18 protein-coding genes are annotated in these 21,327 nt (G+C 62.6%); 11 read left to right on the top strand and 7 right to left on the bottom strand.

Annotation, left to right across the window (positions count from 1 at the left end; genetic code table 11):
- Positions 1 to 200 precede the first annotated feature (200 nt).
- The gene (locus tag E8Q40_RS18935) at positions 201 to 2,462 is read left to right on the top strand and encodes a TonB-dependent receptor (protein ID WP_246662919.1); all 2,262 of its coding nucleotides are present in this window, start codon (positions 201 to 203) and stop codon (positions 2,460 to 2,462) included.
- A gap of 62 nt (positions 2,463 to 2,524) precedes the next feature.
- Here E8Q40_RS18935 and E8Q40_RS18930 read toward each other — a convergent pair whose 3' ends face one another.
- A complete protein-coding gene (locus E8Q40_RS18930) occupies positions 2,525 to 3,178 on the bottom strand; it encodes a GntR family transcriptional regulator (RefSeq protein WP_137045997.1) in 654 nt (217 codons plus the stop codon).
- Positions 3,179 to 3,331: 153 nt separating this feature from the next.
- On the opposite strand from E8Q40_RS18930, the gene E8Q40_RS18925 reads away from it, so the two are divergent.
- From E8Q40_RS18925 to E8Q40_RS18910, 4 genes are all read left to right on the top strand, one after another.
- Complete coding sequence (locus E8Q40_RS18925; protein ID WP_168197966.1) at positions 3,332 to 3,904, top strand: TRAP transporter small permease; 573 nt, start codon at positions 3,332 to 3,334, stop codon at positions 3,902 to 3,904.
- Position 3,905: 1 nt separating this feature from the next.
- On the top strand, positions 3,906 to 5,171 hold the full coding sequence (locus tag E8Q40_RS18920; protein ID WP_137045995.1) for a TRAP transporter large permease: 1,266 nt from the start codon (positions 3,906 to 3,908) through the stop codon (positions 5,169 to 5,171).
- A gap of 26 nt (positions 5,172 to 5,197) precedes the next feature.
- Positions 5,198 to 6,181 carry a TRAP transporter substrate-binding protein gene (locus E8Q40_RS18915; RefSeq protein ID WP_137045994.1) on the top strand — a complete coding sequence of 328 codons (984 nt, stop codon included), beginning with the start codon at positions 5,198 to 5,200 and terminating at the stop codon, positions 6,179 to 6,181.
- A 151-nt stretch (positions 6,182 to 6,332) separates the two neighbouring features.
- Positions 6,333 to 7,274 carry a dihydrodipicolinate synthase family protein gene (locus E8Q40_RS18910; RefSeq protein WP_137046824.1) on the top strand — a complete coding sequence of 314 codons (942 nt, stop codon included), beginning with the start codon at positions 6,333 to 6,335 and terminating at the stop codon, positions 7,272 to 7,274.
- Between the two features lie 116 nt (positions 7,275 to 7,390).
- Here the strand turns inward: E8Q40_RS18910 and E8Q40_RS22300 are convergent, their stop codons facing one another.
- A complete protein-coding gene (locus E8Q40_RS22300) occupies positions 7,391 to 9,430 on the bottom strand; it encodes a phosphoadenylyl-sulfate reductase (protein ID WP_246662918.1) in 2,040 nt (679 codons plus the stop codon).
- An 11-nt stretch (positions 9,431 to 9,441) separates the two neighbouring features.
- A complete protein-coding gene (gene cysD / locus E8Q40_RS18900) occupies positions 9,442 to 10,236 on the bottom strand; it encodes a sulfate adenylyltransferase subunit CysD (protein ID WP_137045993.1) in 795 nt (264 codons plus the stop codon).
- Between the two features lie 541 nt (positions 10,237 to 10,777).
- Here cysD and E8Q40_RS18895 point away from each other — a divergent pair.
- Genes E8Q40_RS18895 through cysG form a run of 3 tightly spaced genes read left to right on the top strand, consistent with a single transcriptional unit; the run spans position 10,778 to position 15,754 of the window.
- Positions 10,778 to 12,523 carry a sulfite reductase flavoprotein subunit alpha gene (locus tag E8Q40_RS18895; protein ID WP_137045992.1) on the top strand — a complete coding sequence of 582 codons (1,746 nt, stop codon included), beginning with the start codon at positions 10,778 to 10,780 and terminating at the stop codon, positions 12,521 to 12,523.
- A gap of 16 nt (positions 12,524 to 12,539) precedes the next feature.
- Positions 12,540 to 14,291: an NADPH-dependent assimilatory sulfite reductase hemoprotein subunit gene (locus E8Q40_RS18890; protein WP_205995597.1), complete on the top strand. Its 1,752-nt coding sequence runs from the start codon at positions 12,540 to 12,542 to the stop codon at positions 14,289 to 14,291.
- A complete protein-coding gene (gene cysG / locus E8Q40_RS18885) occupies positions 14,288 to 15,754 on the top strand; it encodes a siroheme synthase CysG (protein WP_246662917.1) in 1,467 nt (488 codons plus the stop codon). Before E8Q40_RS18890 ends, cysG begins: the two co-directional genes overlap by 4 nt.
- 64 nt (positions 15,755 to 15,818) lie before the next feature.
- Here the strand turns inward: cysG and E8Q40_RS18880 are convergent, their stop codons facing one another.
- Positions 15,819 to 16,136, bottom strand: a complete 318-nt coding sequence (locus E8Q40_RS18880) for a multidrug efflux SMR transporter (protein ID WP_137045991.1) — start codon at positions 16,134 to 16,136, stop codon at positions 15,819 to 15,821.
- Positions 16,137 to 16,256: 120 nt separating this feature from the next.
- Positions 16,257 to 16,535, bottom strand: a complete 279-nt coding sequence (locus E8Q40_RS18875; protein ID WP_137045990.1) for a hypothetical protein — start codon at positions 16,533 to 16,535, stop codon at positions 16,257 to 16,259.
- Positions 16,536 to 16,774: 239 nt separating this feature from the next.
- Between E8Q40_RS18875 and E8Q40_RS18870 the strand changes: the two genes are divergently transcribed.
- Complete coding sequence (locus tag E8Q40_RS18870) at positions 16,775 to 17,461, top strand: TVP38/TMEM64 family protein (RefSeq protein WP_137045989.1); 687 nt, start codon at positions 16,775 to 16,777, stop codon at positions 17,459 to 17,461.
- 54 nt (positions 17,462 to 17,515) lie between these two features.
- Here the strand turns inward: E8Q40_RS18870 and E8Q40_RS18865 are convergent, their stop codons facing one another.
- Complete coding sequence (locus E8Q40_RS18865) at positions 17,516 to 18,658, bottom strand: cobalamin-independent methionine synthase II family protein (RefSeq protein ID WP_137045988.1); 1,143 nt, start codon at positions 18,656 to 18,658, stop codon at positions 17,516 to 17,518.
- Between the two features lie 154 nt (positions 18,659 to 18,812).
- Between E8Q40_RS18865 and ykgO the strand changes: the two genes are divergently transcribed.
- Positions 18,813 to 18,938 (top strand): type B 50S ribosomal protein L36, encoded by a 126-nt coding sequence (gene ykgO / locus E8Q40_RS18860; protein WP_115515415.1) that lies wholly within the window; start codon positions 18,813 to 18,815, stop codon positions 18,936 to 18,938.
- A gap of 94 nt (positions 18,939 to 19,032) precedes the next feature.
- On the top strand, positions 19,033 to 19,647 hold the full coding sequence (locus E8Q40_RS18855) for a tetratricopeptide repeat protein (RefSeq protein ID WP_137045987.1): 615 nt from the start codon (positions 19,033 to 19,035) through the stop codon (positions 19,645 to 19,647).
- A gap of 18 nt (positions 19,648 to 19,665) precedes the next feature.
- Here the strand turns inward: E8Q40_RS18855 and E8Q40_RS18850 are convergent, their stop codons facing one another.
- On the bottom strand, positions 19,666 to 21,261 hold the full coding sequence (locus E8Q40_RS18850) for an MBL fold metallo-hydrolase (RefSeq protein ID WP_137045986.1): 1,596 nt from the start codon (positions 21,259 to 21,261) through the stop codon (positions 19,666 to 19,668).
- Between the last annotated feature and the right edge of the window lie 66 nt (positions 21,262 to 21,327).

Genomic DNA, 21,327 nt, shown 5'->3' with positions numbered 1-21,327 from the left:
CGCCTTTCTTAGGCGCCGGATGTGTATTGAGGCAAGAACTAAGAGACGAATACTTTTGGTTCTAAATTATAATAATTAAAAAGAAGGAGCATTCTCAGTTTAGAATAATATAAGACGGCACTTAATACTATACATTACGTTAAGGCCCATAATATTGTGCCCTCAATACCGCAATAAAGCAGTAAAACCTGGGGTTGAGGATGTCAGACGACAGTATTAATAGTTCACGTGGGGCGGCCAAGGGTAAGGCTGGGGCGCGGCGCCAATCGCGCCATGTCCTGCTGCGATCGGCAGCACCGGTGATCGGCGCTCTGATGACGCTGAACGTCGCGAGCGCGCAGTCCCAGAGCACTGCAGCGCAGACCGCGGCCGGAGGTAGCGTGCAGCTGCCGACGATCGACGTGATCGGCGAGGGCATGTCGTCGTCGCTACAGACGCTCGGCACCACATTGCCGAAGCCGAAGATGACCCACACGCCAACGCAGAGCATTTCGGTGGTCGAGCGCGGACAGATCGAGCAGACGAGTCCGACTTCGTTGCTTGACGTCCTTGCCACGGTGCCTGGAGTCTCGGTGGCGCGTGCGGGCGGAATCGGCGGACAAGTGTACCTGCGCGGCTTCACCACCAATTCCTTCCGGGTGCCGATGTATGTCGATGGCGATCGCTTCCGCGGACGCAATACGTTGCAGCTCAGCTACTTCTCGCCGGAAGAAATCGAGCGCGTCGAAGTCATTCGCGGCCCGGGTTCGGTGGTTTACGGCAGCGAGGCGCTCAGCGGTCTCATCAATGTCGTTACCCGCACACCGAAGGGCGATCCGAATGGCCCGTTTCGCTTCACCGGTGGTGGCTGGTCGGCGGGATATGGAACGGCGGCCAAATCGTTCGATACCTATGAATGGGCGCAAGGTGCTGGCCACGGTTTCGATGTGCTCGGCGGCGTTAGCGGTCGCTGGGGTGGCGACTACCAGACGCCGGATGGTGCGGCTCGCAACAGCGACTATCGGAGCCTCGGGGGTAGTCTCAAGCTCGGCTACACGCCGACGCTCGGTCAACGTCTCGAGTTCTCATTCCGCAAATACACCGAGACCGACGGCCGCGCCGGCGGTGTCGGCGGCACGCCGGGCTATCCTTATCTGCAGGTCAGGCAAAGCCCGAACGAAGTGACGATGGCGCGGCTTGCCTACAAGGGCGAATTCGATTCCGGCCTGTTCCGGGAAGTTCAGGCATCGACTTATGTCAATTATTTCAACACCACGGTGGAAACGATCAACAACACCGTGGCGAACCGGACTGTAACGTCGAGCAATCACGTCGTCGGCCCGTTGATCTATGGTGGCAGGCTGCAGGGCGTCATGCCCTTTCAAGGAGCCTTCGGAGAGCTGAAGACGACCGTCGGCACGGACACATTCCGCGAAGAGCGGCCGGGCAGCGAGCAATGGTCTCGGACCGAGGTACGGAATGCCTCGGGTGTCGTGACCAGCGTCACCAATTCGGCCAATGCGAAATCCGGTCCGGACACGACCCAGTCGAATATCGGCGCCTTCATTCTGAACGAGTGGACGCCGGTGAGCCCGCTGACCGTATCCTTCGGCGGCCGCTACGACTGGTTCAACACGACAAGCGAATTGTCGCCGATCTCGGCGGTTATGCTGCCGGCCTTCATCGGCCGCGACAACGTCACCAATAGCGCGCCGACCGGGAGCTTCGGCATTGTCTATCGGGTGCTGCCAATGGTCGACGTGCTGGCCAATGTGGCGACATCTTTCCGTCAGCCGACCAACTCGGAAATGTACTCCTCGTCGTCGACGACCGTGCCGAATCCCGCGTTGGAGCCCGAAAAAGGCGTGACTTACGAAGCCGGCTTCAATTTTCACACTGCAAACGGGAACGTGAAGATTACAGGCTACAACAGCCGCTACGAAAACTTCCTGCAAACCGTGTCGGTGACCTATCAGGGCGCGTCCGGCTACACCCAGACCCAAAACGTCGCGGAAGCCGAAGTCAAAGGCGTCGAAATCGAAGGGCGGTGGCAGGTCACGCCCCGTTACAACGTCTTCGGAAGTGCCGCTCACACCTATGGCACCAACCTCACCTCGGGCAAGCCGCTACCTTATATCGCCCCGTTCCGCGGCCGCGTTGGCATTCAATATGTCGCGGTCGATTCGGCTTACTCGGTCATGGGCGTCATCGACTGGGCGACCCAAAAGAGCCGCATCGACACCGCGCAGGAGTACGAAACCGCGGGCTATGCTGTTCCCAAGATCTACGCGACCTTGCATCTCGGCAAGTTGGTGTCGCCGAAACTGGGTGACACCAAGCTCATCCTGGGATTGGAAAACATCTTCGACACTGCATACCGCGACGCTTCGACCTTCTCCAACAGGTCCTATGCCCAGTCGATGACCAATCCTTTGCTCGAGGTCGGTCGCAACTTCACCATGAAGTTGCAACATACGTTCTAGGAATAATGAGCTGATATGGCGGCAAGGGCGAAAGCAAGGGCGAGAGAATGAACTCTCGCCCCTCAGAGCGCGCTGATGATCTGAACCAGATCGGCCCGCACCGCTTCGATATGCGAGACGAGAAGCGCGCAGGCATCCTTGGTCCGGCCATCCTTGCACAGCTTTATCAGCTTCTTGTGCTCGTTTTGAGCGCGCAGCAATGCCTCTTTGGATGACAGTTGCAGGCGGGTGTAGCGGTCGCTCGTTTGCAGCAGCCCGGTCACGAATTGAAGGCTACGTGGCAGGTTTGCATTTGCATATAGGGCGAGATGAAATTCGGCATTCAACTCGCCCCAGCGCCGGATATCGTTACTTGCGATGGCGGCGGCGAAAGAGTCCTGGATTGCGTCGAGCTTAACGAAAGTCTCGGCCGTCATCTTGGGGCAGGCCGCTTTGAGCAGCCGAACCTCCAGCATAACGCGGAGGTCGAACACGTCATTGATCTCGTCCAGGACAAGGGGCGTTACGATCGCGCCCTTGTGCGGCAGGATTTGCACGAGCCCTTCGGACTCCAGTTGGATCAATGCCTCCCGCACCGGAATGCGGCTGACCCCAAACGACGCGGCAAGCGCGTCCTGGCGTAACTGACTGCCGGCCGGGTGTTTTCCGCTCAGGATCTCCTGACGGATTTGCTCGCTAATGGCCGACGACAGGGTGCGGTGACCGATCTGCCTCATGACGGGGACGCTTTTAGTCGATTCGACCCACAAATCCTTTGACATAAATATTTTATACAATCTACAATCAACAATATCCAGAGCCAAGCTCCGCGAATGGGACGTACCGTGACGCTTCGCCCAGCCACATCGCCGGCCGCAGTCCGCTATCTGATGGCGTTGTCCCGCCACCTGTTGCGGGCCGAACACGCGGCGGTGAAAGGGCTTATGGCGCTGCTGTGCGTGCTGGTTTTGCTCAACGTGGTGACGCGGTACGCCGGTGTTCCGATTTACTGGGTCGACGAATCCGCGGTGTTTTCTGTCGTCTGGCTGACATTTATCGGCGGTTCGGCGATGACGCGTATGCGTCTCGATTTCGCAATGACACTGGTGACCGAACGCCTGTCGAGCCGGGCCGCGGCGGTAGCCCGCGCCGTGTCAACGGCCTGCGTTCTCGCATTCGGGCTGATGCTCGGCTGGATGTGCTGTCTTTGGATGGACCCGGTAGGGATCGCCGCTTCCGGGTTCGACGCCAAGGAGTTCGCCGCCCAAAGCTTCAATTTCCTCTACACCGAGAGAACCCAGACGCTGAATTGGCCGACATGGGTCCTCTATCTCATCATGCCGATCTTTGCCGCGGAGTTGGTCGTTCACGGAACGGCCAACCTGCTTGAAGACCTCGGCCTCGCCGAGCGGTCCACTTTGCCCGACTTCGCGTCGACACCGGCCGAAGGCATTGTGAACTGACATGACGTCGATCGCCGCCATCGTTGCCATCATGCTGGTCGGCGTTCCGATTGGCATGTGCCTTTGTCTGGGGGCCATCGTTTTCCTGACGTTGTCCGGAAATCCAATTCTCTTTCAGAACTATCCGCTTCAGCTCTTCGGTGGCGTCGATAGTTACGGGCTTATCGCCATTCCGCTGTTCATTTTGATCGGCGAAATCATGAATGGCGGTGGCATCACCCGGCGCATTGTGGACCTTGCCATGGCGTTCGTCGGATCGCTCAAGGGCGGCCTTGCTTACGTCAATGTGCTCGCAAACATGTTCGTCGCGGCCATTCTCGGTTCGGCGACCGCCCAGGTCGCGGTCATGGCACAGATCATGGTGCCGGAGATGGAGAAGAAGGGGTACGACAAGACATTCGCCGCGGGTCTCACCGCCTATGGTGGTATGTTGGGCCCGATCATTCCGCCTTCGGTCATGTTCGTCGTCTACAGCGTGCTCGCGCAGGTTTCTGTAAGCGATATGCTGGCCGCGGGTGTTGTTCCCGGCATACTTCTGACGTTGCTGTTCTTTGCCACGATCGCCGCGCTTGGGTTTTTCTACAATTACCCGCCCGGCGAAAGACGCACGCTCAAGGAGCGGGCAGTGATCGTGGCAGGCGCTGCGCCCACATTATTGATTCCGATCGTCATCGTCGGCTCGATCCTTGGCGGTCTGGCGAACCCGACTGAATCGGCCGCCATCGGATCGGTGGCCTCGGCATTGGTTGGCCGCTATTGGACAAAGCAGTTCCGCTTTGAGCAGCTGCCGCACATGCTGCTTCGGGCCGGCATCTACGCAGCGATCGTGTTGTTCCTGGTCGCAGCGGCTAGCGTGTTTTCCTGGGTCCTGATCTACGCAAAGGTCCCGCAATCGCTCGCGGCGTCTATCCAGACCATCGCGCATAGCCCGGTCGAGTTCATGTTGCTCGCCAATCTGGCGCTGCTGGTCATCGGAACCGTGATCGACGGCATCCCCGGCCTGATCATGACCGTGCCGATCCTCCTGCCGATCGCGACCGATATTTACGGCATCGACCCTCGGCACTTCGGCGTGGTGGCGGTGATCAATCTGGTGCTCGGGCTGCTCTCGCCTCCCGTTGGGCTCTGCTTCTTCGTCGCAGCCGCCGTGACGGGGGCAAAGCCCGGCCGCATGTTCATGGTGACGCTGCCCTTCTTCATCGTTGCCTGCATTCTGCTCGTGTTTCTCTCGATATTTCCTTCCCTCTCACTCGTTCTGGTCAAATGACCTGGACCATCATCAGGAGAAATCCAATGAAGATATCTCGTCGTCTTCTCCTCGCTGCGGGCGCGACTCTGCCGCTCGCCGCGCCGACCATCCTGCGGGCTCAGGCACGCGAGCTTCGCCTCGGTATCCTGACGCCGACCGGTCACCCCTGGAACAATGCGGCGCTGCGCGTGGCGGACGAACTCAAGGCCGAGACCAGCGGCCGACTGACCATGACGGTGTTTCACGCCGGCCAGCTCGGCAGCGAGGCGGCTATGCTGCAGCAGATGCAATCCGGCGCGCTCGACATGGGATGGATCATGGCGGCCGAACTTGGTTCGCGCGTGCCGTCGATCGCCGCGATCACGGCGCCCTACGTCGTCGACTCCACCGACAAGATTGCCAAACTCGTCCGGCATCCGGTTGCCTTAAGCCTATTCGATGTGCTGCCGCGCGAAACCGGCACTGTCGGCCTGGCCTGGGGCATCACCGGCATGCGCGCTGTCTTCTCCGCGCGGGAAATTTCCTCCATCGCGGATCTCAAGGGGATGAAGCTGCGCATCAATCCGACGCCGGCTTACCGCGACTTCTACCAGCTTCTCGGCGCTGCGCCGACGCCGATCCCGACGCCTCAGGTTTTCGATGCCATGACCAATGGTCAGGTCGATGGCCTTGAGGCCGATCTCGAGTTCTCGTGGAACCAACGGTTCGACAAGGTTTCGAAGACGATCCTGATGATGAACGCGATCTTCATGCCGGTCATCGCACTGGCATCGGGCCGCGTCTGGCAGGCGCTCCCCGCGGCCGACAAGGATCTCATCACCAAAGTCGTCAAGAAGCAGCTCGATCGTCAGATCGATGAACTGGCCGCCAACGAGCCGAAGCTTGTTGCGCAGTTCAAGGCCGCCTCAATTCCGGTCAAGACGGCGAATCCTGCCGACGCGGCTGCCGTTGTCGCCGAGTACGACAAGATCTGGCTGCCGAAAGCGCCTGTCCTCGCCGAACTGCGCAAGGTCGGAAAGACGCTCTGATCCATCGCTAACCGCCTGAGATGTCCGGTCGCGCAAACCGCGACCGGGCGCCTCTCTTGGTCGCGGCCGTCGGGTGGCCGGGGGCCAACAACACAGGAGGAAACCCGTCGTGAAGACATCAAACATCTTTTCCGGCACGATTCCGGCGCTGATGACCCCTTGCACCCCGTCGCGGCAACCCAATTTCGACGCGTTGGTCGAGACCGGCAAGAGCCTCATCAAGAGCGGCATGTCGGCTGTCGTTTACTGCGGGTCGATGGGCGACTGGCCGTTGCTCGATGACGAACAGCGCATGGAGGGCGTCGCCCGGCTCACCGCGGCGGGTGTACCGGTTATCGTGGGCACCGGCGCGCAGAATACCCGCCGGGCCGCGGCGATAGCCGCGCACGCCAAGAAGGTGGGCGCCGGCGGCTTGATGGTCATTCCGCGCGTCTTGTCACGCGGATCGTCGGTCGCGGCGCAGCGCGACCACTTCGAAAGCGTGCTGGAGGCGGGCGGCTTGCCCGCGGTCATCTACAATAGCCCTTATTATGGGTACGAAACGAAGGCGGATCTTTTCTTCGAGTTGCGCGCCCGCCACAAGAATTTGATTGGCTTCAAGGAATTCGGCGGCGCCGAGTCTCTGCGCTACGCTGCGGAGCATATCACCGGCCGCGATCCGGATCTGACGCTGATGGTCGGTGTGGATACGCAGGTGTTCCACGGCTATATCAATTGCGGCGCCCGTGGCGCTATCACGGGAATCGGCAATGCCCTGCCGAAGGAGGTTCTGCACCTCGTTGCATTGTGCGAGCAGGCGGCGAAAGGCGATCCGACCGCCATGCGCCGCGCTCAAGAACTCGAGCGTGCGTTGGGGGTGTTGTCGTCCTTCGACGAAGGCGTCGATCTCGTCCTCTACTACAAGTATCTGATGGTGCTTGAAGGACATCAGGAGTACGTCCTTCATTTCAATCCGGCCGATGCGCTTTCCGAAAGCCAGCGTCGTTATGTCGAGACGCAGCACCGGCTGTTCAAGGATTGGTACAAGGCGTGGCAGCATGAGATGTTCGATGTCGACGCGCCTCACCTGGCTGCGGCCCGGGCGGTTAGCTAGAGCATTGAGTGGTGTCGAGCGTCGTGCGCGAACGCGCTACGCGCTCGAGACCACGGCGTGATCACAGACACCTGTGAAAGGGATGCGAACCGGTTTCCACTTCGCTCCCAAACGCTCTAGCGGCCAGGATGCAGGCCGCATTCCTTCTTCGTCTCGTCTTCCCACCACCAACGCCCGGCGCGCTCCGGTTCGCCGGGGCGCAGCGCGCGGGTGCATGGGGCGCAGCCGATCGACGCAAAGCCTTTGTCGTGCAGCGCGTTCACAGGCACGCCGTTCGATGCCGTGAAGGCGACAACTTGCTCACGCGACCAGTCGAACAGCGGGCTCAGCTTGACGAGACCGTGCGCCTTGTCGGCGGAAACGAGCGCCATGTCCTTCCGGTTCGCGGACTGATCGGCGCGCAGGCCTGTGACCCACGCGGCCGAATTGGCCAGCGCACGGCTGAGCGGTTCGACCTTGCGGACGAAACAGCAGGCTTGGCGTGCATCGCGGCTTTCGTAGAAGCCGTTGATTCCCTGGCGCTCGACCAGGGCTTCGAGTTCGAAATGGCGCGGATAGAATGCCTTGATGCGAAGGCCGAAGTGACGCTCGGTTTCCGCCCAGAGATCGTAGGTCTGCGGGAACAGCCGTCCGGTGTCGAGGCTGACCACGTCGATATCGAGGCCTCCCTTGGCGATCATGTGCAGGATGGCCTGATCCTCGATGCCGAAGCTGGTGGTGAAGACGATCTTGCCGTCGATTGAATCGCGCAAGGTCGCCAGCCGCTCAGTCGCGGTCTGCTCTTTCAACCGGGGGAGCAGGGCGGCGACACGGCGTTCCACCGCCTCGGCATCGCGGCCGTTCGCGGCAGGGCGATGCCGTTCGGTGCCCGCCTGCTTTAGCTCGACGGCAATGCCGCCGCCGGCAATGCGGCCATCGACTTCGATGGCGAAGCGGCCGGTAAACGGATTGTCCGCGAAGGTATCGAACGCCGCCGGTGCGGCGAGGGCGATATCGATCTCGCCGATCCGGTTCTGGGCGATAATCTCGATGCCATCCGATTGCAAATCGGCGGGATCGAGCGCGTCGACGATCGCCGACACGCGGCCGCGGATTTCAGCTGTGCCCGATCGCACAACGATCGGCGTGCCCGCCTTGAGCGGCGCCGGGTGCAGCCAGAATATCCGTGCGCGAATGCCATTAACGATCGGAGACGGCGCCGTGGCGAGCGCCAGGATATGGCCGCGCTCGATGAACAGTTCGCGGTCGAGCGTCACGCCGACCGAGCGGCCGGCCTCGAGGCTCGACGGCGGGTGCGCGGCGTCGGCCACCGGCCAGCTTTCGATGGATTTCACGCGCGCAACCTTGTTGCCGGGCAGGACAACGATCTCGTCGCCGATGGCAATACGACCGCTTTCAATTCGGCCGGCGATAATGCGCCGGTCGTCGAATTTATAGACAGCTTGCACCGGCAGGCGCAGATCGAGATCCTGAGGCGGCGTCGCCACGGTGAATTGATCGAGGGCTTCCGCGACCGTCGGGCCGTCATACCAGGCAATAGCCCGGGTCTTCACGGTGATCCCGTCGCCCTCGCGGGCCGAGATCGGCACGATCGCAACCGGCTCGATGTCGAGCGCACCGAGATAGGTGGCAATCTCATCGGCGATTTCGCGATAACGGTCTTGGCTGTAGCCGACCCGATCCATCTTGTTGATGATAACGGCGGCCTGCCGGATGCCGAGCAGATGCAGGAGATAGCCGTGGCGCCGAGTCTGCTCGCGAACCCCTTCGGTGGCGTCGATGAGCAGCAGCGCGGCGTCAGCCTGGGCCGCGCCGGTGATCATGTTACGCAGGAATTCGATGTGGCCCGGCGCGTCGATCAGCACGAAATCGCGGAGCGCGGTACGGAAGCGGATCTGGCTGGTGTCGATGGTGATGCCCTGATCGCGTTCGGTCTGCAGCGCGTCCAGAAGGAACGACCATTCGAACGGCATCCCGCGCCGCGCGCTCATGGCCTTGAGGCTCTCGAACTTGCCGTCCGGCAGGCTGCCGGTTTCGTAGAGCAGCCGGCCGATCAAGGTCGATTTGCCGTGATCGACGTCACCGACGATGACGATGCGGGTTGCCTGCGGTTGCTGGAGGTTGGTGACGGTGTGCGGAGAGACCAGAACGTTCATGGTGGGCGACCCTAGAGATATCCGGCGGTGCGCAGGCGCTCGAACGCGTCCTCGGATTCGTGATCCATGGCGCGGCCGGAACGCTCCGGCACTTTGGTGGAATCGAGTTCGGCGATGATCTCGTCGATCGATGACGCGTCCGACGCGACGGGGGAAGTGATGTCCATGTCGCCGAGCGATCGGTAGCGCTGGCCGTTCCTGCTCAGATAGAGCGAAATGATCGGGATGCTCTCGCGGCGCGTATAGGCCCAGATATCGGCTTCGGTCCAATGCAGGATCGGATGGATGCGCAGATGCGCCCCGGGCGGCGGTGAGGCGTTGAAGTGGTTCCAGAACTCCGGCGGCTGGTCGCGGACATCCCAGATGCCTTCGGCGCCGCGTGGCGAGAACACACGTTCCTTGGCGCGCGTCGGCTCCTCGTCGCGGCGGATGCCGGCGATAAGCCCGTCGAAGCCGTGTTTGGCCAAAGCTAGTTTGAGGCCTTCCGTCTTGCGCGCTGCGGACCGCGCCGCGGGCGGCAATGACGGATCGACGGCGTCGATCGGCGGGCACTCTTCCGCGATAAAGTCGAGATTCCACTCCTTCGCGTAGCGATCGCGAAAAGCGTACATTTCGGGAAACTTCTTGCCCGTGTCGACATGCATGACCGGGAAGGGCACGCGGCCGAAGAAGGCCTTGCGCGCCAGCCAGATCATCACATTCGAGTCTTTGCCGAGCGACCAGAGCAGCGCGATCTTGTTCAGGCGCGCAAAGGCCTCGCGCAGAATGAATATGCTCTGTGCTTCGAGTTCATCGAGACGTTCCATCGGGCACCAATTCGCACTCCGGGCGCCGCGCGGACTGGAAACGAAGAAAACGTTTCTGATGGGCGCGGCGTGTCATCGGAGCAGTTATGAACTTGAAGCGACAATTGCACGCGCTCCATGCGAGTTGTTTTAAACCTGAATCTGCGGTGGTCAATGAACTGACTGATACGAATGAATATTTGGAAATATCTTCCGGGGCTCGTGATAGGCGGAGAAGTATTGTGTTCTAACGCGGCGTTCGAAAGCCGAAAGTTTTTGCCTGCTTTTCGACTGTCCTCCGTGATGAGTGGCGTGGCGATGAAAGGTATCCGAAGCTTGACGTTATTAACGCCTTACGAATGGACGCAGCCGCGTAGGTGAGGTTGGTCGCTTTCGCCAAGGTCGTGAAAAATTATCGCCGTGATGACGGCGGGGACAATGGTTTCCTTCTTATTTCAGCGGTTCTATTGCCTGTTTCTGCCGGAGCCTTCTATCTAACAACCTCAAGTAATTGCGGGCATCAGGCGGCTTGCTGCCGTGTCCCGACGCTGGGAGTTGTGCGATGGCTGTGGTGCAGATCCCGAAAACAGCGCCGTTCGGGGACGAAGACATCGCGCTTCTTAATCAGGTCGTTGGTGGTGCTACCGCCACGCAGCGCGCCTGGCTCGCGGGTTTTCTCGCCGGCGTCGAATCCGTCTCCGGCGAAGTCGTGGAGATCGCGGCGCCGGCCGCCGTTGCCGCCGAGCCGTTGACCATCGTGTTCGCGACCGAATCCGGCAACTCCGAGCGCCTCGCCAACGACATTGCGCGTAACGCCCGCAAGAGCGGTCTCAAGCCGTCGGTCATCGACCTTGCCGATCTTGATATGGCGACCCTGAAATCCGCCAGGCGGCTGGTCTTCGTGGCGGCGACATGGGGCGAGGGCGAGCCGCCGTCGCGGGTTGCAGCGAAATACAATGAATTGATGACGGCTGATTTCGGCCCGCTCGATGGCGTGGAATACGCCGTGCTGGCGCTTGGCGATACGGCCTATGCCGAGTTTTGCGCGGTTGGCCGCAAGATCGACGAACGCCTCGCAGCTCTGGGCGGCAAGCGTGTGGTCGATCGCCTCGATTGCGACCTCGATTTCGAGAAGCCGGCGGCGGCTTGGACAGACAAGGCTGTCAAGGCGCTGGCGCCGCCGGAAGCTGCGCGCGGCAAGATCATTCCCGTCGAGTTCGGCAAGGCCGCCGCGGTCAAGCCCGACATTGTCGAGGCGGAGATCGTTGAACTGACCAATCTTAACTCGTCCCGCTCGGACAAGGAGACCGTTCACCTCGCGCTGCGTTTCACCGACACGGTGCTGCCCTACGAGCCGGGCGACTCGCTCGATCTCTACATTGAGAACGATCCGGCTGAGGTGGATGAGCTGCTCAAGGCCGCAGGGCTATCGGAAGATCGTGCGTTGCGCGACGAATTGGTCTCGCAGCGTGACATTCACACGCTTTCGCTGAAGAGTCTGGAGACCTACGCCACCGCGACGGGCCAGCAATACGTCAAAGAACTGATCGAGAGCGGTGAAGCCCGCGACTGGATCCAGGGCCGTCAGCTGATCGATCTCGTCTCGAACTTCCCGATCGCCCTGACCGCCGAGAATTTGCGCGCCGTGACGCGCACGCTGGCGCCCCGCGCTTACTCGGTCGCGTCATCCCGCCGCGAAAACGAAGACGAAGCCCATCTCCTGATCTCCGCCGTGCGCTACGAGACGCACGGCCGCGCCCGCAAGGGGGTCGCGTCGAACTATATCGCGGAGAGGCGCAAGCGCGGCGACAAGGTTCGCGTCAAGGTTCGTTCCAACAAGCATTTCCGTCTGCCCTCCGACGGCCGTGACATCATCATGGTCGGACCCGGCACCGGCATCGCGCCGTTTCGCGCCTTTGTGCAGGAGCGCCGCGCGGCCGGCGCGAAGGGCCGCAGTTGGCTGTTCTTCGGCGACCGTCACTTCACTCACGACTTCCTGTATCAGCTCGAATGGCAGGAGGCCTTGAAGGAAGGCGACCTGACACGCATGGACGTCACTTTCTCGCGCGACCAGCCCGAGAAGATCTACGTCCAGGACCGCATCTGGGAGCGCCGGCGCGACATCGTCGAATGGTTGGATGGCGGCGCCAATTTCTACGTGTGCGGCGACGCCAAGGCGATGGCCAAGGACGTCCGCGCCGCGCTGGTGCGCTCCTATCAGGACGTCAAATCGCTGAGCGCCGAGGCCGCCGAAGCCGCCGTGGCTCAAATCGAGCGCGACAAACGCTACCTGACCGACACCTATTAACGCCGGGCGTGGCGCCATGAGCGCCGCGCTTCTGGCCGGGACCCCGACCATGACCAAAGAACTGGCCCGCAACGAGTACATCAAGGAAGCCAGTGAGTATCTGCGTGGCACGCTGACCGAGGGCCTTGAGGACGCCATCACCGGCGCGATCGTCGAGGACGATCAGCAGCTGGTCAAATTCCACGGGATGTATCTGCAGGACGACCGCGACCTGCGCGCCGAGCGCGGCCGCAAGCGCATGGAGAAGGCGTTTTCCTTCATGCTGCGCGTGCGCATTTCCGGCGGCGTAGTGACGCCGGAGCAGTGGCTGGCGCTCGATCATGTCGCCCGCACTTACGCCAACGGCACGATGCGCCTGACCACGCGGCAGACGGTGCAGCTTCACGGCGTCATCAAGTCGAACCTGCGCGCGACGTTGAAGGAGATCGACAAGCAACTGCTCAACACCATTGCGGCATGCGGCGACGTCAACCGCAATGTCATGAGCAATCCCAACCCGTATCAGTCGCGCGCCCACGGCGTGGCGCTCAAATTGGCGCAGGCCATCTCCGACCATCTGACGCCGAAGACGGCGGCCTATCGGGAAATCTGGCTGGAGGGCGAGAAGATCGCTGGCGGCGAGCCCAAGGACGATGTCGAGCCGATCTACGGCAAGACCTATTTGCCGCGAAAGTTCAAAACCGTTATCGCGGTGCCGCCGTCGAACGACGTCGATGTCTATGCCCACGATCTCGGCTTTATCGCCATCGTCGACGCGGCGGGCGATGTGACGGGATGGAATGTCACCATCGGCGGCGGCATGGGCATGACCCATGGCGAGACCGACACCTATCCGCGCACGGCCGATTTGCTCGGCTTCTGCAAGCCCGATGAAGCGCTGCGTGTGGCCGAAGCAGTCGTCACGGTCCAGCGCGACTGGGGCGACCGCACCAGCCGCAAGCATGCGCGGCTGAAATACACCGTCGAGGATCGCGGTCTCGACGTATTCCGCGCCGAGGTGGAAACGCGCGCCGGGATCAAGTTCGAAGCGCCGAAGTTGTTCGCCTTCACCTCGATGGGCGACCGCTATGGCTGGACGCAAGGCGATGACGGCAAGGCACATCTCACCTTGTTCGTGCAGAACGGGCGGCTGCGCGATGCCGGGCCGGGCGCGCAGCAAATGTCGGCCTTGCGGCAGATCGCGCGGCTCGGCGTCGGCGATATCCGCATCACGCCGAACCAGAATCTCATCGTCGCCAATGTGCCGGTCGAGAAGCAGGCGCAGATCGACGAGATCGCCAAAACCAACGGCTTGCTCGCGCCGTGGTCGGGCCTGCGGCGTAATTCGATGGCTTGCGTCGCGCTGCCGACCTGCGGTCTCGCCCTAGCCGAAAGCGAGCGCTACCTGCCGCAATTGATGGATGCGCTGGATGAGAGCTTGGCGCGTCACGGCCTGTCGGCAGACGACATCGTCATCCGCATGACCGGCTGCCCGAACGGTTGCGCACGGCCTTATCTCGCCGAGATCGGCCTCGTCGGCAAAGGGCCGGGCCGATACAATCTTTATCTCGGCGCGGCGTTCGACGGCTCCCGTCTGTCGAAGCTCTATGCCGAGAGCCTCGATCATGATGGCATCGTCAACACGCTTGACCCCGTGTTCGCCGCCTATGCGCGCGATCGGCACGCGGGCGAACACTTCGGCGATTTCACCGTCCGCGCGGGCTTCGTCGCGCAGACCTCGAACGGGCGCGACTTCCACGCCAACACCGGCGCAAGGCGCAGCGCATGACGATCGTGCCGCGCCAGCCGATGGAGCAGCGTAGCGCACGCATGGGGACGCTGGCGCGGCTTCCGGTGTTCTTCGCGTTGTCCGGACGGCAGACGCTGGTTGCCGGTGGCAGCGCTGCCGCCGCGTGGAAGGTTGAGCTTCTGCTCGCGGCCGGCGCTCATGTCGCCGTCTATGCACAGGAGATCGGCGAAGAGATGCAGGCCGTTATCGGCGCGGCGTTGCCCGGTACTGTGACCTGGCATGCGCGCGGCTGGCAGCCTGAGGATTTCGCGGGCGCGGCGCTGGCCGTCGGCGCGTGCGAGAACGACGAGGACGATGCCGCGCGGTTTGCCGCTGCGGCGCGAGCCGCCGGCGCGCCGGTGAACGTCATCGACAAGCCGGACTATTGCGATTTCTCCTTCGGCTCCATCGTGAATCGCTCGCCGCTGGTGGTGGGTATCTCGACCGATGGCGCCGCGCCGGTGTTTGCGCAGGCTGTCCGCGCCAAGATCGAAGCCGTGCTGCCGCACGGCTTTGCGGCCTGGGCCGCGGCGGCGCGCTTCTGGCGCGGACGCGTCAAGGAGAGCGGTCTGTCGTTCGCGGGGCGCCGCAAGTTCTGGCAATTGTTCGCTGGGCTGGCGATCGCCAATCCCGGTCGCACGCCGGCGGAAAGCGATCTTGCGTCTCTCATGGCGGATGTCGACAGGCTCGGCCCGACGGCGCATGCCGGATCGGTGACGCTGGTTGGCGCCGGGCCCGGCGATCCGGAATTGCTCACGCTGCGCGCTGTGCGCGCCTTGCAGAGCGCCGACGTGATTTTGTTCGACGATCTCGTTTCCGGCGAGGTTCTCGATTTCGCCCGTCGTGAGGCCCGCAAAATTCTGGTCGGCAAGCGCGGGCATGGCCCGTCCTGCAGGCAGAGCGATGTCAACGACATCATGGTGTCGCTCGCGCGGCAGGGCCGCCATGTCGTGCGTCTCAAGGGCGGCGATCCGTTGATCTTCGGCAGGGCCGGCGAAGAAATCGCGGCCTGCCAACAGGCTGGCATCCCGGTCGAAATCGTCCCCGGAATCTCGGCCGTTCAGGGCGCGGCGAGCCGGCTTGGCGTGTCGCTGACGGGCCGCGGACAAGCGCGCCGCCTGCAACTCGTCACCGGCCATGCCGCCAATGGCGAACTTCCGGACGATATCGACTGGCAGAGCATTGCTGACGGCGCGGCGACGACGGCGATCTATATGCCGGTGAAGACGCTGTCCGCTTTCGTCACGCGCGCCGTTGCGGCAGGTCTCGACGCGGGAATGCCCGCGGTGGCGATCGCGAATGCAACGCGCCCGTCGGAGCGGCGCGTCGTGTCGACCATCGCCGCGCTGCATGACGACATCGCCCAAGCCCAACTGACGGGGCCCGTGCTTGTCATTATCGGCAAGGTGCTCGATACGGCGCTGCCACGACGTATCGACGAGTGTGTGAGGGCTGTCCTCTGATATCTTCGGGCGAAATGCCGACCTGACCTTTGAAGCTGGTCGCAAGGTTGGCGGCGCTGTCGCGTCAGGCCATTTTCAGGCCGATAATGCCCGCGGTGATCAGCGCGACGGATGCCCAGCGCATTGCGGTGTTCGCGTCGCCGAAAGCGATGATGCCGACCGTGAAGGCTCCCACCGCGCCAATACCGGTCCAGATCGCATAGGCTGTCCCCATCGGAATTTCCCGCTGCGCCAACAGAAGCAGGAAACCGCTGGCGATCATGCAGACCGCCGCGAAGCCGATCCACATCAGGCGTGACAAGGATTCGGTGCCGCCGAGCTTCAGGCCAATGGGCCAGCCGATTTCAAATAAACCGGCGAGAATCAAATACGTCCATGCCATGGGCTGCTCCGCTTTCTACATGCAAGGGACATCGAATCGCTGCCGCATTCTAATGGAGCTTTGGCAGCGGCCTGCAATGCGGACTTGCCCTGTATTATAGTGTCGCCTGCGTGCGAGCGCCTAACGGCGCATGGCCGCCGCTCGCGCCCTGATGCGGCGTGCGCGCTGATCAATCAGGTCGGTCGCCGTTAACAGGAGGATCATGCTCAGCGTCACGACCGCGGCGGTCAGCGCCAGCACGATCAGCAGCGGATAGCCAACCCAATAGACTAGCACCGCCAGCAGAACGAGGACATTACCGAAGAAGTAGTACTTCGCGTCCGCCGCGCCGTGGACAGCGTCCTTCAGCAGCCACCCGAAGACGGGAACGTGAAAGAAGGTACGGGCGACGGTGGTCATAACTGGCCTCTGCGTGAAATGCGTTGAGTACCGCGGTGCTTGGCACGGCGGGCCGCCGAAATAAACCGCGCCAATGTCGCGGCCGCTCTGCACCGGGAGCAGGGCCGGTTGCCGCGTCTGGTTTCTTAATACCCTTTGAAAATCAGCAGTTTGACCGGTTCCGGCGCGGCGTGGTAGGCACCGCCGGCTTTCAGGTTCCCGCCATCTTTCCGAACGCTTCCGCAAGCACGCACAAGTCCATGACACGTCAACGTCGCTGGCTGTTACTGGCCCTGACCGCGCTCGCGGTCGCGGCGACTGTTCTTGCCATGGTCTGGCTGTTCTGGGGCGTCACCGATGTGCCATCGTTGCAGGCGCGCGTCACAAGCCTCGGTCACTGGGCGCCGGCCGGCTTTATTCTGCTTTATGCCATCAGCACCGTGGCGGGATTGCCCGGCGGCATCCTCGATGTCGTCGGCGGCGCGGTGTTCGGCCCCATCTATGGCAGCCTGATCAATCTTGTCGGCGGCACATTGGGCGCGGCCGGCGCCTTTCTTGTCGCGCGTCACGGCGCGGCCGACTGGGTCCGCCGCCGCGCCGGACCGCGTGTGCAGAAGGTGATGACGAGCGTTGAGGAAGACGGCTGGCGCTTCGTCGCCTTCGTGCGGCTGGTGCCGGTGATCCCTTACACCATCCTCAACTACATGCTCGGGCTGACGCGCATTCCGTTCTGGCATTATGTCACGGCGACGGTCGTATTCATGGCGCCGTCAACGGTGGCCTACACCTATATCGGCTATGCCGGCACCCAGGCGCTGGCCGGCGACACCGACAATATCCGCTATGCATTGCTGATGCTGGCGGTGATCGCGCTCGTGATTTTCGCCCCGCACTTCTACAAGCGCTGGCGCAATGCCAAGGCCGAGCAGGAATCGCCGCCGGTCTAGCGCGTCCCGTCATCGCCCGCTTTCGCGGGCGATGACGACACTCTTGATGCGATGTCACCAGAACTGCTTGCTCGCGATCCTTGCGCCTTCGGCCATGGCCGCGAGCTTGGCGAACACCACCTGCGGATCGACCGCGGCCTGGCCGACCCAGGTGCCGTAGCCGCAATCCGAACCGGCAATGACGTTCTCGCGGCCGACGAGCTTGGCGTAACGGCCGATACGCTGCGCGATCAGTTCGGGATGCTCGATGAAGTTCGATTTCGATTCGAGCACGCCGGGGATCAGTACTTTGCCGTCCGGCAGCTTCACCTTTTCGAACACGGCCCATTCATGCGCGTGGCGCGGATTTGCCGCCTCGAGCGAGACGGCGACCGGCTTGGCCCTGAATACGATATCGATGACGTCGGACAGCGGCACATCGAAATGATGTGGGCCCTCGTAGTTGCCCCAGCACAGATGCATGCGCAGGCTTTCTTCGGGAATATTGGCCACCGCGTGATTGAGCGCCTCGATATGGAGCTGCGCGCGCTTGCGGAAACCGGCGAGGTCGAGATCGGCATATTGGATGTGCCGGCCCATGGCGAGATCGGGGCAGTCGATCTGCAGGACCAGGCCGGCATTGGCCACGGCCTCGTACTCATATTTCATCGCGTCTGCGATCGCGTAGATATAGGTCTCGAAATCCTTGTAGTGGTCGTTGCGGAAGAACAGCGACACGACACCCGGCGAGGCGGCGCTCATGAAGCCGCCGACATGCGGCACGGTCTTGAGCGCATCTTTGAGGTTGGCGATGTCGTCGAGCGGTGCCTGCTTGTCGCGCACACTGATTGGCGCGTTGCAGGCCGGCGTCTTGCGGCGCGAGCGCCCGGGATCGCCGAACACCTTCTTTTCCAGAGCCGGGAATTCGTGAACGTCCTGATAGACGAAGGTGTTGCCGGTGCCGCCGAAGCCGTTGAGGCGGTCTTTCACATAGGTCGCGTAGCTCGGCTTCGACATCTCGCCGTCATTGATGAGATCGACGCCCGCGTCGGCCTGCTTTTTGACGATCTCGGCGACGGCGGACCTGATCCGCTCGGCCAGCGCATGGGGCTCGACCGGGATGCCTTCCTCTTTGGCATACATCATCCGGATCAGGTCGTCCGGGCGGGGCAGGCTGCCGGTGTGGGTGGTCAGAAAGCGGTCGCGGCTGCGCTGCATGGCTACTCCTCGGATTCCTCTGTCCAGACCCTCTCGGGGCCTTGGCGGGGAATGTAGAGCACAGGGGAGGCCTAAACCACACCGGCGCACCTTTCGTTGACAGGGGGGCTCCGGACCCCTAAAAACCCCGCAACTCAAAGCCTGTGAGATTGCAATGAAGATCCGTAACTCATTGAAATCGCTGCGTGGGCGCCACCGGAACAACAAGCTGGTCCGGCGCAAAGGCCGCGTTTTCATCATCAACAAGACCAATCCGCGCTTTAAGGCCCGTCAGGGCTAAGGCGACCGCCGCCAGGCCCTTTCCGGCCTCAGGCCGGTTTCCTCATCAAAAGCTGCTGATTTGCCATGATTGGAGGAGACGCTAGTCTTCTCTCATGGACCGATTCCGCGCGCCCGCCATCCTCGTTGCCGCCGCCTTAGCTCTCGCGGGCGCCGTGGCCTCGCCGTCCTATGCCGAGCCCGGCAGCTGGGTCGAGCCGCCGGCCAATGTGCCCAAGCGCAAGCCGTTCAGCGAAGACCTCAATTTCCTGTTCGGTGCGCTGAAAGTGGCGCCCGACGAGACCAGCGCCAAGGCCATCGAGCAGCGCATCTGGGCGCAGTGGATGGTGTCGACGAGTGACACCGCCAACCTGCTGATGACGCGGGTGCGGACCGCCATCGAGGCCAAGGACACCGATCTGGCGATCAAGCTCCTCGACGGCATCGTCAAGATCCGGCCCGATTACGTCGAAGGCTGGAACCGCCGCGCCACGCTCTATTACATGAAGAAGGAATACGGCCGTTCGCTCGCCGACATCCGCGAAGTGCTGCGCCGCGAGCCACGTCACTTCGGCGCCCTGGCCGGTCTCGGCCTCATCCTGCAGGACATCGGCGACGACAAGCGCGCACTTGACGCCTATCGCCGCGCTCTCGACGTCTATCCGCGCCTGCAGCGTATCCCCGATGTGGTGAAGAAGCTGCAGGAAGAGGTCGAAGGCCGCGATATCTGACGCTCGCCGCTCGCCGTCTTAATTCTGATCGAGAGCCCGGCGCAGCCGGCGCACGATGACGCCGCGGGCGCGGTCGTCGGCGGCGGCCTCGATGCGATCGTTGATGTCGAGGATCAGCTTCGACATCTCGTTGTGCCAGTCGAGCGAAATCACCGCTTCCGGCGTCAGCCGCCGGCGCTGCTTGCCGTCGAGCGGTGTCGGCGCCGACGTGGTGAGTTCATAGATGTCGTCGAGGATCGGCACGTGCACTTTGGCGGCCGGCACGATGCGCTCGGCGATGCGTTCGGACAGACCGGCCAGCGCCGGCTCTTCGCCATGGACCAGGAACACTGCGCGTTCTATCGGCCGGCGCCCGGCGATCCAGCGCGCCAGCTCGGGTCCGTCGGCGTGGCCGGAATACTCGTCGAACGAAACGATGCGCGCCTTGACCTTGATCTCCTCGCCCTGGATGCGGACGGCAGTCGCTCCGTCCACCAGGAAGCGGCCGAGCGTGCCCTGTGCCTGAAAGCCGGACAGCATCACGGTGGCATTGGGCCGCCACAGCCAGCGCTTGAGATGATGGCGGATGCGGCCGGCGTCGCACATGCCGCTGCCGGCGATGATGACGTGAAAGCCGGTGAATTTTGCGATCGACTTGCTCTCGTCGACGGTCTCGGTGAAGCGCAAGTGCGGCGACGCCAGCATGCGGTTGACCTCGATGTCGGTCGTCAGCTCCGAGGCGTGCTGGCGGAAGACTTCGGTGGCGCGGATCGCCAGCGGTGAATCGAGAAAGATCGGCGCCGACGGCACGAGGCCTTCCTCCATCAGGTCGATCAGTTCGACGATCAGCTCCTGGGTGCGCTCGACGGCGAAGGCCGGGATGAGCAGCGGGCCGCCGGCGGCATGGGCGGCACGCACCATGTCGCCGAGCCGGGCGCGGCGCGATGGCGGCGTGATCGGCGGCCGGTCTGTGTCGCCATAGGTGGATTCCGAAATGACGTAGTCGAATCCCGTCGGCGCTTCGGGATCCGGATGCAGCAGCTTGGCGTCCGGTCCGACATCGCCGGAAAACAGCAGGCGCAGCGGCTTGCCGCCTTTGCCTTCGCCCTCGAATTCGATCTCGATAGACGCCGAGCCGAGCAGGTGGCCGGCATTCCAGTAGCGCGCGCGGACGCCGCGGACCGGCTCGATCCAGGTCTCGTATTCCACCGGCTGGAAGGCCTGGAGCGACGCCATGGCGTCGGCCTCGGTATAGATCGGCGTGACCTCGGGACGGCCGCGCGCGGCGTTGCGCCGGTTCAGCGCTACGACTTCGGATTCCTGGATGCTGCCGGCGTCCGGCAGCATGTAGGAGCACAGGTCGATGGTGCCGCGTGTCGCGATGATGCGTCCGGCAAAGCCGGCACGGACCAGCTTGGGCAACAGGCCGCTGTGATCGATGTGGGCGTGCGTCAGCAGCACGGCATCGATGTCGAACGGGTTGAACGGGAAGCGGCCGTAGTTGAGCTCCTTGAGCGTCTTGGAGCCTTGATACATTCCGCAGTCGACCAGCAGACGTCCGGCCTTGCTTTGCAGCAGATAGCAGGAGCCGGTGACGGTTCGGGCGGCCCCACAGAACTGCAGCGTGACGCTCATGGTATGTTGTCCGCTCAATCGCCAAATTGTCCGCTTTAGTTATCAGCAAGAGCGCGACGTCGCCAC

This window comes from Pseudolabrys sp. FHR47 (assembly GCF_005153485.1).
Classification (GTDB): Bacteria; Pseudomonadota; Alphaproteobacteria; order Rhizobiales; family Xanthobacteraceae; genus Pseudolabrys.
This window is presented reverse-complemented; position numbering and strand designations above follow the sequence as displayed.

Bases quoted from the DNA above. Each gene is read 5' to 3' on its own strand.
- E8Q40_RS18870 (WP_137045989.1), top strand. From the start codon at position 16,775: ATGACACGTCAACGTCGCTGGCTGTTACTGGCCCTGACCGCGCTCGCG.
- E8Q40_RS18880 (WP_137045991.1), bottom strand. From the start codon at position 16,136: ATGGCATGGACGTATTTGATTCTCGCCGGTTTATTTGAAATCGGCTGG.
- E8Q40_RS18930 (WP_137045997.1), bottom strand. From the start codon at position 3,178: ATGAGGCAGATCGGTCACCGCACCCTGTCGTCGGCCATTAGCGAGCAA.
- E8Q40_RS18920 (WP_137045995.1), top strand. From the start codon at position 3,906: ATGACGTCGATCGCCGCCATCGTTGCCATCATGCTGGTCGGCGTTCCG.
- E8Q40_RS22300 (WP_246662918.1), bottom strand. From the start codon at position 9,430: ATGAACGTTCTGGTCTCTCCGCACACCGTCACCAACCTCCAGCAACCG.
- E8Q40_RS18875 (WP_137045990.1), bottom strand. From the start codon at position 16,535: ATGACCACCGTCGCCCGTACCTTCTTTCACGTTCCCGTCTTCGGGTGG.
- E8Q40_RS18890 (WP_205995597.1), top strand. From the start codon at position 12,540: ATGAGCGCCGCGCTTCTGGCCGGGACCCCGACCATGACCAAAGAACTG.
- E8Q40_RS18910 (WP_137046824.1), top strand. From the start codon at position 6,333: ATGACCCCTTGCACCCCGTCGCGGCAACCCAATTTCGACGCGTTGGTC.
- E8Q40_RS18925 (WP_168197966.1), top strand. From the start codon at position 3,332: ATGGCGTTGTCCCGCCACCTGTTGCGGGCCGAACACGCGGCGGTGAAA.
- E8Q40_RS18865 (WP_137045988.1), bottom strand. From the start codon at position 18,658: ATGCAGCGCAGCCGCGACCGCTTTCTGACCACCCACACCGGCAGCCTG.
- cysG (WP_246662917.1), top strand. From the start codon at position 14,288: ATGACGATCGTGCCGCGCCAGCCGATGGAGCAGCGTAGCGCACGCATG.
- E8Q40_RS18915 (WP_137045994.1), top strand. From the start codon at position 5,198: ATGAAGATATCTCGTCGTCTTCTCCTCGCTGCGGGCGCGACTCTGCCG.
- E8Q40_RS18895 (WP_137045992.1), top strand. From the start codon at position 10,778: ATGGCTGTGGTGCAGATCCCGAAAACAGCGCCGTTCGGGGACGAAGAC.
- E8Q40_RS18850 (WP_137045986.1), bottom strand. From the start codon at position 21,261: ATGAGCGTCACGCTGCAGTTCTGTGGGGCCGCCCGAACCGTCACCGGC.
- ykgO (WP_115515415.1), top strand. From the start codon at position 18,813: ATGAAGATCCGTAACTCATTGAAATCGCTGCGTGGGCGCCACCGGAAC.
- cysD (WP_137045993.1), bottom strand. From the start codon at position 10,236: ATGGAACGTCTCGATGAACTCGAAGCACAGAGCATATTCATTCTGCGC.
- E8Q40_RS18855 (WP_137045987.1), top strand. From the start codon at position 19,033: ATGGACCGATTCCGCGCGCCCGCCATCCTCGTTGCCGCCGCCTTAGCT.
- E8Q40_RS18935 (WP_246662919.1), top strand. From the start codon at position 201: ATGTCAGACGACAGTATTAATAGTTCACGTGGGGCGGCCAAGGGTAAG.